The organism is Aerococcus agrisoli (genome assembly GCF_003797145.1).
In the GTDB taxonomy this organism is placed as follows: domain Bacteria; phylum Bacillota; class Bacilli; order Lactobacillales; family Aerococcaceae; genus Aerococcus; species Aerococcus agrisoli.
Genome location: NZ_RKMG01000010.1, coordinates 51,597 through 64,757, shown reverse-complemented (window position 1 = coordinate 64,757; position 13,161 = coordinate 51,597). Strand labels below are relative to the sequence as shown.

11 protein-coding genes are annotated in these 13,161 nt (G+C 39.1%); 9 read left to right on the top strand and 2 right to left on the bottom strand.

What is annotated here, in order from left to right; translation table 11 throughout:
- Positions 1 to 709 precede the first annotated feature (709 nt).
- Positions 710 to 1,351 (bottom strand): phosphatase PAP2 family protein, encoded by a 642-nt coding sequence (locus EF384_RS04585; RefSeq protein WP_123779808.1) that lies wholly within the window; start codon positions 1,349 to 1,351, stop codon positions 710 to 712.
- Positions 1,352 to 1,569: 218 nt separating this feature from the next.
- On the opposite strand from EF384_RS04585, the gene rpsO reads away from it, so the two are divergent.
- From rpsO to cls, 9 genes are all read left to right on the top strand, one after another.
- A complete protein-coding gene (gene rpsO / locus EF384_RS04580; protein WP_094518997.1) occupies positions 1,570 to 1,839 on the top strand; it encodes a 30S ribosomal protein S15 in 270 nt (89 codons plus the stop codon).
- Between the two features lie 212 nt (positions 1,840 to 2,051).
- Positions 2,052 to 4,160 carry a polyribonucleotide nucleotidyltransferase gene (gene pnp, locus EF384_RS04575; RefSeq protein WP_123779807.1) on the top strand — a complete coding sequence of 703 codons (2,109 nt, stop codon included), beginning with the start codon at positions 2,052 to 2,054 and terminating at the stop codon, positions 4,158 to 4,160.
- Positions 4,161 to 4,537: 377 nt separating this feature from the next.
- The gene (locus tag EF384_RS04570; RefSeq protein WP_158607409.1) at positions 4,538 to 5,146 is read left to right on the top strand and encodes a WxL domain-containing protein; all 609 of its coding nucleotides are present in this window, start codon (positions 4,538 to 4,540) and stop codon (positions 5,144 to 5,146) included.
- Between the two features lie 79 nt (positions 5,147 to 5,225).
- Entirely contained in the window at positions 5,226 to 6,293 is a 1,068-nt protein-coding gene (locus EF384_RS04565) for a WxLIP family cell surface protein (protein WP_123779805.1), read from the top strand.
- 443 nt (positions 6,294 to 6,736) lie between these two features.
- Positions 6,737 to 7,300: a WxL domain-containing protein gene (locus tag EF384_RS04560; protein WP_123779804.1), complete on the top strand. Its 564-nt coding sequence runs from the start codon at positions 6,737 to 6,739 to the stop codon at positions 7,298 to 7,300.
- A gap of 243 nt (positions 7,301 to 7,543) precedes the next feature.
- Complete coding sequence (locus EF384_RS04555; protein WP_123779803.1) at positions 7,544 to 8,587, top strand: aspartate-semialdehyde dehydrogenase; 1,044 nt, start codon at positions 7,544 to 7,546, stop codon at positions 8,585 to 8,587.
- 195 nt (positions 8,588 to 8,782) lie between these two features.
- Positions 8,783 to 10,486, top strand: coding sequence for a ribonuclease J (locus EF384_RS04550; RefSeq protein ID WP_123779802.1), 1,704 nt, complete (start codon positions 8,783 to 8,785; stop codon positions 10,484 to 10,486).
- A gap of 12 nt (positions 10,487 to 10,498) precedes the next feature.
- Positions 10,499 to 11,104, top strand: coding sequence for an energy-coupled thiamine transporter ThiT (locus EF384_RS04545; RefSeq protein WP_123779801.1), 606 nt, complete (start codon positions 10,499 to 10,501; stop codon positions 11,102 to 11,104).
- A gap of 120 nt (positions 11,105 to 11,224) precedes the next feature.
- On the top strand, positions 11,225 to 12,673 hold the full coding sequence (gene cls / locus EF384_RS04540) for a cardiolipin synthase (RefSeq protein WP_123779800.1): 1,449 nt from the start codon (positions 11,225 to 11,227) through the stop codon (positions 12,671 to 12,673).
- A gap of 31 nt (positions 12,674 to 12,704) precedes the next feature.
- Here the strand turns inward: cls and EF384_RS04535 are convergent, their stop codons facing one another.
- Positions 12,705 to 13,091, bottom strand: coding sequence for a hypothetical protein (locus EF384_RS04535; RefSeq protein WP_123779799.1), 387 nt, complete (start codon positions 13,089 to 13,091; stop codon positions 12,705 to 12,707).
- Between the last annotated feature and the right edge of the window lie 70 nt (positions 13,092 to 13,161).

The following is a 13,161-nucleotide window of genomic DNA, read 5'->3' as shown; positions in this document are numbered from 1 at the left end:
CACACCAAAAGTCTGAGACCCCTAATAATATGAAAAAGGCATGCCTGTTGAGTAAACAAGCATGTCTTTTTTGCGTCCAATACCATCTGAATAACCCTCCGCCCACCAACTACTCCTAGCCCTGCGGAGCAAGATGTGCAAGCTCAAGTCCAATTGGTCAAAACTCATCAAACAAAAGTGTTGACAAAAAGTAAGTAGGGTTTTATACTATAAATATAAATTAATTCGAAATAGAAATGAACTAATTCGAATTAATCCAAATAATTCACAATTTTTATCACGCGTGAAAAACAAGGGGTGAAAGAATGATGACCATTTCTTCTGGGTGCACTTGCATATAAGCAATGTTTTATAGCATACAAAATCTAAGCTAGCAACAAAATAATACGAATCGTAAAACCAATAACAACAACAATTCCATTTCAAATTGCCTAACTAACAAATTGAAAATCCAAAAAAGCCTAAACAAAAATGAAAGTATGAAACAGTTGAGGATTTACCGAAAACCTTCAAATAACCGACTGATCTGATTCAGTCATTAGCCAATCCAAAGCAAAATAATTCATTAATCATATACATAATTCAAATCAAAAAGACAAATCAACTAAACAAGCAAGTAGCTTCAATTTTTATCTATCATCAAATTTTTTTAACAAGTTCTATCAACAATAAACCCTAGCCATCCTGAAACGGCTAGGGTTTTATTTGTTTATGGTTCGATGTATTTGTGAAAAAAGTAAATGGCCCAAATCAAGCAGGTGGCGCCAAGTGACCAACCAGCGATAACGTCTGTAAAATAATGGACACCTAGATATAAACGAGACCCACCCAAGGCAATCATCATGAATGCAACAAATGCAATCAAGACATACTTGAGTTTGGGATGGTCTTTACCGTAATAATGCCAGATCAGAAATGCCAAGGTGCCCCATACAACTATAGAGCCCGTGGCGTGACCAGAGGGAAAAGAAAAACCAGTCTGGTTGACTAAATGGGCAACGTATTCTGGTCGTATCCGTCGAACAGTATATTTGACCGCTCCGACGATGAGACCTGTGCTCATAAAAATCGTGAAGCTTGTCCATAGACCGACGGACCACTTTTTGCTAATCCAAGAAAAGATAGCGGCGATGATGAGGGTAGTGACGATGACGCCAGGGGTGTTGCCTAGATAGGTGTAAGTCTGAACGAAATCGGTAAAGGCTGGCGAACCCCAATTATATAGGTGTTGGCCCACGCGAATGTCGAAGTGGGTGAGGGCGTGCCTTTGGGTTTGGACAAGTATGAATAGTAAGATAAAGGGTATGATGGTTAGGATACTTGTCTGAATATATTTGTTTCTTGCGTGCATAAGTGACCTCCAATAAGTGCAATATATTTTATAATATATAAAATTAAGCAAAGCTGCAAGCGACTTAGGTCCTATATGCTAAAAGAAATAAAATCGGCTGAAATAGCTTGAATTTTGCGGAAGAACCATGTATAATATCTAAGACCGTTTACTTCGTAAGTTGAATCACCAACGCTTCACGCAGTTTACGGCGAAAATTATGAAAGAGGTGTTGTCACATGGCAATTTCAAAAGAACGTAAAAACGAACTAATCCAACAATTTGCACGTCACGAAGGAGATACTGGTAGCCCAGAAGTACAAATCGCTATCTTAACAGAAGATATTAACTCTCTTAACGAACATGCACGTACTCATAAAAAAGACCACCATTCTTACCGTGGTTTAATGAAAAAAGTTGGTCACCGTCGTAACTTGTTAGCTTACTTACGTAACAAAGACGTAGCACGTTACCGTGAATTGATCAAAGCTTTAGGCTTACGTCGTTAATTTTTACAAACAAATATTATTTTTGCGAGCGGGATACATTTGTGTCTCGCTTTTGTTGATTTTTGCGACCTTTTATAGGAAAATGAACTAGTATGAAATAGCATGCCGACAGTTAATTACTACTATGCAAATTTGTGGGTTTCAGGGATGAAATGTAGAAATTTGTTTAGTAGCAAACTGTTTGGCAGTAAGCGAAATAAAGGAGCGTTCGAATGAACACAGAAGAAAAACAAGTTTTTAAGATGAATTGGGCTGGACGTCCATTGTCAATTGAGTACGGCCAATTAGCTAAACAAGCTAATGCAGCGGTACTTGTACGTTACGGTGACACTGTTGTTTTAACAGCTGTTGTAGGGGCTAAGGAAGCAAAACCTGGCCAAGATTTCTTCCCACTACAAGTGAACTACGAAGAAAAAATGTACTCAGTTGGTAAAATTCCTGGTGGTTACATCAAACGTGAAGGTCGTCCAAGTGAACATGCTACTTTAACAGCACGTTTAATTGACCGTCCAATCCGTCCAATGTTTGAAGAAGGCTACACTAACGAAGTCCAAGTCATCAATACAGTCTTATCTGTAGACCCTGACTGTTCACCAGAAATGGCTGCAATGTTAGGTTCATCAGCAGCATTGACTATTTCAAACATTCCATTTGATGGTCCAATTGCTGGGGTTAACGTTGGTCGTGTAAATGGTGATTTCATCATCAACCCAACAGTAGCCCAACAAGAACAATCAGACTTAGAATTGATTGTTGCTGGTTCAAAAGACGCTATCAACATGGTAGAATCTTCTGCTGCTGAATTATCTGAAACTGAAATGTTAGAAGCGTTAATGTTTGGTCATACTTCTATCCGCGAATTGTGCTACTTCCAAGACGAAATTCGTGAAAAAATCGGACAAGAAAAAATGGACGTGAAATTAAACACACCAGATCCAGTTTTAGTGGCTGAAATTACTGCAAAATACTACCAACAAATGGTAGATGCAATCCAAGTCTATGACAAATTGGAACGTGAAGAAAACATCGAAAACGTAAAAGCAGCTATCATCGCTGACTACAGTGATTTATACGCTGAAAACGAAGACGTTGCGACTTTAATGGACCAAGTGCGTCAAATCGCTGACCAATTAGAATACAAAGAAGTACGTCGTTTAATCACAGACGATAAAGTACGTCCTGATGGCCGTAAAATTGACGAAATCCGTCCTTTATCATCTGAAGTTGGTTTATTACCACGTACGCACGGTTCTGGTTTATTCACACGTGGACAAACCCAAGCCTTGTCAGTAGCAACTTTAGCACCATTATCTGAAGAACAACGTATTGACGGTTTAAGTGGCGATGTCACACAACGTTTCATGCACCACTACAACTTCCCTCAATACTCTGTAGGTTCAACAGGTCGTTACGGTTCACCTGGTCGTCGTGAAATTGGTCACGGTGCTTTAGGTTACCGTGCCTTAAGCCAAGTATTACCAAGTGAAGAAGAATTCCCTTACGCAATTCGTTTAGTAGCTGAAGTATTAGAATCTAACGGTTCATCTTCTCAAGCTTCTATCTGTGCTGGTACCTTAGCTTTAATGGATGCCGGTGTGCCAATCAAAGCACCAGTAGCTGGTATCGCAATGGGTCTGATCATGGATGAAGACGAAGTGAACTACACAGTCTTAACTGATATCCAAGGTCTAGAAGACCACTTAGGTGACATGGACTTTAAAGTAGCTGGTACTGCTGAAGGTATCACTGCTTTACAAATGGACATCAAGATCAAAGGGATTACAGAACAAATCTTACGTGAAGCTTTAGACCAAGCACATAAAGCACGTGTGGAAATTTTAGGTCACTTAGCATCTACAATTGACGCACCACGTGAAGAAATGAGCCCTTATGCACCTAAGATTGAACAAATTCGTATCGATCCTAACGACATCAAAGTGGTTATCGGTAAAGGTGGGGAAACCATCAACAAGATTATCGATGAAACAGGCGTTAAAATTGATATCGACCAAGAAGGTGGCGTAAACATCGCGTCAACAGATGCAGCCATGATCGAACGCGCTAAAGAAATCATCCGCGAATTAACGTTAAAAGTTGAAGCAGGTCAAATTTATGAAGGTACTGTAAAACGTATCGAAAAATTCGGTGCCTTTGTGGAAATCGCTAAAGGTAAAGATGGTTTGGTTCACATTTCTCAATTACAAGCTGAACGTACAAACAATGTTGAAGATGTTGTGTCATTAGGTGACAAAGTACCCGTGAAAGTAACTGAAATCGATAACCGTGGCCGTATCAATTTAACAATGAAAGATATTGATTAAATTTAAAAATACAATATTAAGTTAATTTACAAAAAAGATACAAAACCAATATTGACAAAAACAACCGGCTGAGCAGTCGGTTGTTTTTTTGTCCATTTATAGTAGTTTTCAATACCATATATAGTGTTTTTTATCACTTTTAATACAAAATTTGTACCGTTTTAATCATTAGATGAAATTATGGAAATAAATTTACAGCACAATATAGTGAGAAAATGTTGATAAATCAACATTTCGAATTCGTGATAGGTTTATCCGTTTACAATTGATATAGACAATGTTGAAAAAATCTTTTATTATCAGATGGCACTGTAAATTTTTCGTCAACATTTTATTAAGGGAGAGAAATAAATACTATGAAGAAAAGAATTTTTGGGATGGGTTTAATTGGATTAGCTTTAGCCGCAACACTAACAACAAACGTAGCGTATGCTACTGAGACAGCAACTGATGAGACACCAGGGACAGCTACAACACAAGCAAGTGCAATAGTTACAGCTGGAGATTTAACTATTCAATCCAATGGTTCAGTGAACTTTGAAGAAATTACGCTTGGTGAAGAAGTAGCAGATACAATGACTTTTAATGCTGATCCAAATTCAAATGTTAATATAACAGTTACTGATAATAGAGGTACAAAGCAAGGATGGGAAGTCAGAGCGCGAAGAAGTGCATTTACGATTAATGGTAATGAAGCTTTACCAAATGCAAAAATTAACTTTGGAACAGGAACTGCGCTACTAAATGGACACGGAAAAGCATATGGTATAGCGCCAGTATTTAATCAAGAGGGTGTCTCAGTAGGGACTACTGAAACTGATGTAATTACTGCTACTAATAGTAACGGTATGGGTCAATGGCAAATTAATTGGCCAAATAGCGAAATCAATTTATCTCTAAGTGGATCAGAATACTTAGGTTTGAGCGGCGGTACTTATTCTACAGATATAACTTGGACTTTATATGCAACTCCAGATGCTCAATAATCTAAAATAAAAATCAACACCGCAAGACCTTGCTCGATCGAGAATCGGCAAGGTCTTTTGATGGGAAAGGGAGCTTTCGATGCGCAAATTTATACAACATGTTTTAGTGGCATTGTTCATCAGCTTGGTGACAGCTACGACATTTGTCCGCCAAGTGTCTGCCACTGAAGAAAATACAATTGGCTACACGGTTTATCCGGTATTGCCAGAAAATCAACTTACACCACAAGTTTCATACTTCGATTTACGAGTGGCACCGGAAGACCAACAAACCCTACAAGTTGAAGTGATTAATGAAGGAACTGAACCTGTAACAGTGGGGATGGAATTGGTAAATGCATCAACGAATGCAAATGGGCTAGTCGTTTACGATGCGGAATTATCAGAAAATCCTGACGAAACACTGACAAATCCTGTGACTGAGTGGGCGACACTAGAACAAGATGAGGTCACAGTAGCGGTTGGTGAAAGTGAATTCGTCAATGTGAATCTGGATGTACCAGAAGAAGCCTTTGATGGTGTCAAATTGGGCGGTATTATTTTTACAGAAGTGAAAGATGATAGTACCGAATCGTCAAGCGAAGGGTTCGCAGTTTCGAATACTTATGCCTACGCCATGGCGTTGCAAGTTTCTGAAAATGACACGGAAATCGCGCCTGATTTTAAGGTGAAGAACGTCACACCGCAAGTTTCGGATGGGGCACGATCAGTTGTGGTAGATATTCAAAACCCACAGCCGAAATTGACTGGTGGAGTGACCATTCAAACAGACATCCGCAAGCAAAATGACGAAGAAATATTAGTCAGCGAAACAATGGAAAACGCCGAATTCGCGCCGAATTCTACAATGCCACTAGTTATCGAATGGCCGACTGAGATGGAAGCAGGCACTTATGTGGCGAAAATTACCATGACTCGCGGTGAGGATGTTTGGGAGGAAGAAAAAACGTTTACCATCGAAAAAGAAGCGTCAGATCAAATCAACGAAGACGCGGTCGTGGAACCAACACAAACTACGAAACAAGTATTACCAGCCTGGTTTATTCCAGCAGCAATCGTGGTCGGAATCCTAATCTTGGCAATGATTGGCTACATTATTTACTTACAACGTAAAACCAAGAAAAACGACGACCAAACAAAAGCATAGATAAATGACAAAGCAATCGATGAAAAAATCGGTTGCTTTTTTTGTGCCTTTTTTTCGAATTCCCCATTAAAACAAAATTGTTTTCAATTTACTGATAAAAAGCGCTTTCAAAGAAAAATATTCCTTCAAAAGTGAAATAAATAGCGACACAAAGCCTTATTTCACTTTGGTTTTATTATCACCATTAAAACAATCGACTTAAAATTAGTGAATTTCAATATTGCGGACTATGATTGGCCTGTGAGAATATGATGTTAAGAAGTAACACTTTTTTGAATGGGAGGACGAATGATGAAACAGTGCATGTTGATTTCGGATCTTTTAATTCTACCCGGTAGCATCACATAAAATACAGTTGAATAAATTCTATAGATAACATTTGGACGTTAAATACTGCGCCTGCTAACACATCACCCTAGTCTGAGAAAGTAAGGTTGAAGATCATGCGTAACATTCAGAGAATTATCACTATAGTAAGTTTTTTAAGTGTCTTTTCATTTGGCATACCCCAAATAAAAGCAGCTTCCAATTCAGAAACAGCTACAACCAACGTCTCATTTACCATCTTACCAGGCGACTTTAATGTAGCTGCTGATCCAAAGATCACTTTTAACAATGTTACAGCCGACGCTAGCGGAACCATCAAAGCAGCTAGTCCTTTTCATCTTGCCCTGACCGACTTTTCCGGCAAGCAAAATGCTTGGGACGTCACTGCCCATCATTCCGGATTTAAATTGGCCGGCACAGACCAAGACATCGAAGACGGCCATATCCATATGACAAATGCGACTGTGGTGGGGAAAAATACAGACCATGCTCCAATCGCACCGTCAAATATTACCATTAATAAAACCCATACAAGAGTAGTGACTGCCGACCAGTCAACCGCTAGTGGCAAGTGGTCAGTCGACTGGGCCGCAGATAACATCGCCATCCAAATGTCCGATGCCAGCGCTCAAAGTTTAGACCAAGGCGCCAATATGCAACCGAAGTTACCTGGATCCTAACCGCAACACCTCGGGATACCATGGCAGAATAACCAATATTAAGAACCAAAACACTCAAAATCAATTGAGTGTTTTTTATATAGAAGAAAGATGTGTAACTTTGAAAAAAGCTATCAAAATGAATGTTTCTCATTTTTTTCACATAAAAATGTCATTTTCGTTGAGAAATCTTGCTAGCTTTGATAAAATGAAACAGCGATAACCTTAGGGTTCAACGAAATATAGATAAGAGGATGAATAATTATGTCAAAAGAGTATACTGTTGCCATCGTCGGTGCTACTGGAGCGGTGGGGGAACAATTTAGAACTTTGTTACCAAATGCCAAATTCCCAATCAAAGATATCAAGTTATTAGCGTCAAAACGCTCTGCAGGTAAGGAATTAGCTATCGGCGACAAGACTTACGTGGTTGAAGAATTAACTAAAGATGCCTTTGAAGGCGTGGATATTGCTTTCTTCTCAGCTGGTGGAGATCGTACAATCGAATTCGGTCAAGCAGCGATCGATGCGGGCGCAATCGTGGTAGATAATACATCTGCTTTCCGTATGGATCCAAACACACCATTAGTTGTACCAGAAGTAAACCCACAAGATTTAGCCAAACATAATGGTTTAATTGCTAACCCTAACTGTTCAACAATTCAAATGGTTGTAGCCTTGAACCCTATCCGTAACCAATTTGGTTTAGACCGTGTCATCGTGTCTACATACCAAGCTGTGTCAGGTGCTGGTGCTAAAGCAATTGATGAAATGCGCAAACAATACCGCGCTATCGAAACAGGTGAAGAAATCGCTGAACCAGCAATTTTACCAGTTGGTGGAGACGAAAAACATTACCAAATGGCTTACAATGTCTTGCCACAAATCGATAAATTCCAAGACAACCACTACACTTATGAAGAGATGAAAATGACGAACGAAACGAAAAAAATCATGGGTGATGACACAATTGGTGTGTCTGCAACTTGTGTACGTGTACCAGTCGTTTACGGTCACTCAGAATCTGTTTACTTTGAAGTAGACCAAGATGACGTAACAATTGAAGATATCCAAAACGTATTACGCGATGCACCAGGCGTGGTATTGGAAGACGATATCGCCAACCAAGTATATCCTCAAGCAATCAATGCGGAAAAACGTACAGAAACATTTGTTGGGCGTATCCGTAAAGATTTAGATTTCCCTCGTGGCTTCCATATGTGGGTTGTTTCTGACAACTTATGGAAGGGTGCAGCCTTGAACTCAATTCAAATTGCAGAACAAATGGTAGCTGATAAATTAATTTAAGTTATGGTATAATTAACCTAGCGATGTGCGGGCAATGGGCTAAGCAAGTCATTGCACCGCATTTTTTTGAGTCAAAAATATATTAGTGCCACTAACAGCAATGCGTAGGCCTAATACAGGATGCACTAACTTTTTAGCGTGCAGCCAGACCAATCAACTAAAACTATAAAACATATACATATTAGGAGGAATAACATGAGTGATATAAATATCATCGCTCTTGGTGGTGTCCGTGAAAACGGGAAAAACATGTACCTTGTCGAAGTAGACGAAGCTATCTACGTCTTAGACTGTGGTCTTGTATACCCACCAGATGAACTATTAGGAATCGATATGATGATTCCAGACTTTACTTACTTACTAGAAAACCAAGAACGCGTAGCCGGTGTCTTCTTAACACACGGACATGCGGATGCTATTGGTGCCTTGCCATACCTATTGAAGGACTTGCAAGTACCAGTATTTGGTACCGAATTAACTATCGAATTGGCTAAATTACAAGCCAAAAAACATGGTTTGAAAAACTACCAAGACTTCCACGTGATCACAGAAGATAACGAAATCGACTTCGGTACCGTAGTCGTAAAATTCTTCAAAACAACACACTCAGTACCTGATTCAGTTGGGATTGAAGTAGCAACATCTGAAGGTAGCATCGTCTACACAGGTGACTTCAAATTCGACATGACGGTAACTGGTGACTATGCAACTGATTTTTCACGCATCGTTGAAATCGGACATAACGGCGTATTCGCCTTATTAGCTGACTCAAATGCTGCTGAAAATCCTAAAGCAAACGCATCAGAAATCGAAATCGAACAAGGCTTACTAAAAGAAGTACGTAAAGCCAAAGGTCGCGTAATCATCGCTGCCGTTGCGTCTAACTTAATGCGTATCCAACAAGTATTGGATGTTGCTAAAAAATTAGGCCGTCGTGTCTTCTTAGATGATACTGAATTAGAAGAAATCATCGACGTTGCCATCCGTTTAGGCAAATTGACCATTCCGTCAAAAGACTTGATCACTGATCTAAAAGACTTAGACAAGTATGAAGCCAATGAAATCATCTTCCTAGAAACAGGGAAAACAGGTGAACCATTAGCGACCCTACAAAAAATGGCCTCTGACCGCAACACGGTTGTCAATATTACCGAAGGCGACAAGATTATCATTGCCACCTCTCCATCTTACGACATGGAAAAAGTAGTAGCCGAAACTAAGAACGATATCTACCGCGCCGGTGGCGAAGTTGTTGAACTTGCCCAAGCCTACGATTCTTCTGGTCACGCAAGTCCTAAAGACTTACAAATGATGATGAGTCTCCTAAAACCTAAATACGTGGTGCCAATTTCTGGTGAATTCCGTGCCTTAGCGGCTCAGAAAAAACTAGCTAAACAAGTAGCCATTCCAGATGAAAACATCTTCCTATTAGACAAGGGTGACATTTTAGCGTATAAAGATGGTAACATCCACATTGGTGGTGCTGTACCAGCTGCAAACATCTTAATTGATGGTTCTGGTGTCGGTGACATTGGGAATATCGTATTACGTGACCGTCGTATCTTATCTGAAGATGGTATTTTCTTAGTTGTCTTAACAATTTCTCGTCGTCTAGGTAAAATCTTATCTGGTCCAGAAATTATTTCGCGTGGTTTCATCTACATGAAAGCTTCTGAAACATTATTAGATGAATCAAAAGCTTTAGTCGTAGAAGTAACTGAAGAAAATCTAAAAGACAAAAACTTCGAATGGTCTAAACTAAAAGGTGACATCCGTGACGCCTTAAGCAAGAAATTGTATAGCGAGACCCAACGTCGTCCAATGATCTTACCAGTCATTATGGAGGCATCAAATTACCATCCCGACAAAAAAGATAAAAAACCAGCTAAGGATAATTAGGGGGGATCAAATATGAATGCTTCTCAAAAATTACTTGTTTGGGTTGAAGGATTACTATTTGTGATTTTAGCATTGCTAATTGAAACAACTTTCCCAGAAACGATTACAAGTCACAATTATTACTTAGAAATTTCACTAACCCTACTCATCTTCTATAGCTTTAGAAGAGGGGACATTGCCGGCTATATAGCTGGTGCTGTCTTGGGGTTAGGTATTGGTTACTTCCAAGTAGAGAATATCCAAACGGAATGGATGGTGCTAGTTGCATCAGCTGTCCAATATGCGATGGCTGGTTTGGCAGGGAAATTTGCACGTAACTTGCAACGTACCTTGTTCAACCGCCGTATGAAGAGTGTCTATTTAAACTTGATCACAGGTACAGTCTTATCATACCTTGCTTTCTTCATCTTGAAGTTCATCTTCAACCAATATGTTTTACATGTTGGTGAAATCGCAAATGGACCGTATGCTGTTACCATCGGTTTATCATTCCTAGGTAATGTAGTCTTAGGTTTAGCAATTCTATTCATCATATTGAATGTGTCTGCTAAATACTGGATTCCGAAGAACACGCCTTATATTTCACGAAAAGAACGTTCGCGTTTGTTAAATGATTAATTTAAAAGAGTTATACAAAAGGATTTACAAATAACAGATACATGCAGAGAGCTGACAAAGGACCTAGATATTTTTCTATCAGAACCTTTTGTCCGCTCTTTGTTTCATTAGGAGGAAAAGATGGCTGATTATCTAATTTGGGGTTTAATCATTTTACTCATTATCAATACACTAGCCGCTATTTTTACAGTGTTCAGAGAACCTCGTCCCGTATCTACTATTTGGGCATGGCTACTCGTATTAATCCTATTACCAGGATTCGGCTTTATTATTTATTATTTCGTCGGTCGTAAATTGTCATCACAAAATATTTTCCGAATAAAAAACCAAGAAGTGTATGGGATGACAGGGTTGAAAGCAAAATATTTGGATTCTGATCAAAAACACAAGGAAATGGCCAAGTTTCCAAAAGAAGTGCAAAAAATGATTCGGCTACTTTACAATAGCGATCATTCCATTCGTACCGATAATAATCAGGTGCAAATTTTCACTGATGGCCAAGAGAAAATTGATCAATTAGTAAAAGATATCTATGCAGCCAAAGACTCAGTCCACGTTCAGTACTATATCTTAACGGATGATGAAACAGGCATAAAATTAGTGGATGCTTTAGTTGATCGAGCGGAAGCGGGATTGGAAGTAAAACTATTAACAGATGCGATTGGCTCACGTTTGTTGAGTAAGAAATCCATTCGCCGGATGCAAGCAGCGGGTGTGCAATTTGAAAGTTTCTTCTCAAAAAGTCTATTACTGATTGTCAATTTCCGTTTGAACTGGCGAAATCACCGTAAAATAGTTGTTATTGATGGCTTTATTGGTTATGTAGGTGGCTTTAATATTGCGGATGAATATGTAGGAAAAGGACCATTAGGTTTGTGGCGAGATACCCATTTGCGTATCCAAGGCGATGCAGTGAAGACCCTCCAAAGTCGTTTCATGATTGACTGGTTTGCTTCCAAGAAAGCATCACCAAAAGATTTTGATCGCGAGTATTTCCCAGAACCACAAGTTGAAGGCACAACACCAATGCAAATCGTGTCGTCTGGTCCAGATGAAGAATCAGATCAAATTAAAATGGGTTACTTACAAATGATTCATATGGCTGAAAAGCACATTTATATTCAATCACCATATTTCATTCCAGACGAGGCCGTTTTTGAGGCGATTCAATTGGCTGCAACTTCGGGTGTGGAGGTTCATATTATGATACCGTTTAAACCAGATCATCCGTTTGTATATCGGGCATCAGAGTATTATGCCAAACAGTTATTACAAAATGGGGTTCGTATTCATAAATATCGTGAAGATAGCTTCCTACATGCAAAAACAATTTGTGTAGATGGTAAAGTGGCGAGTGTTGGTACAGCCAATTTTGATATTCGAAGTTTTGCTTTGAATTTTGAGGTAAATGCTTTTATCTATGATGAGGAAGTTGTCGGTAAATTAGAGGCAATTTTTGAAGAAGATATGAAAGTATCTATTAATGCAGATAAGGAACATTTCGCAAAACAAACTTTGTGGAAGAAATTCCGTCAAAGTTTCTCGCGTTTATTCTCACCAATTTTATAAGAAGATACAGCAATGGCTGCCGTCCGTATACCTATGCAGTATATACGGAACGAGCAGCCATTATTTCGTTTACTTTGATTACGCGCATGACATCGTTGTCTACATCTTCAAATACAACAACATCTTTATCAGTGAATTTAGAACGGAAGATACCGAACATCACATCTTTTGTATTCATGTTACCAATTTGACGGGTAACGGTGATGTACACTGGTTGACTCAATTCATTTGAGTAGTTAATATGTTTAATAATATCTTTGATGGGCATGATAGTCGTTAAGACATTGTTCGACTTGTGCTTACTTGGTCTAGAGAAAGGGAGCACATTTGATGGTGTGCCTTGCTCTTCAGCGAACATCATGGGATCAACAGGGGTAAATAGACTACGTATTGTTTGATAAGATAATGGATTTTGCATGATAAGCCTCCTTAATTCTAGTGCCAAATAATTTTCAAGTTTCTTTGTGTTAGACGTTTGGGGGCAAACG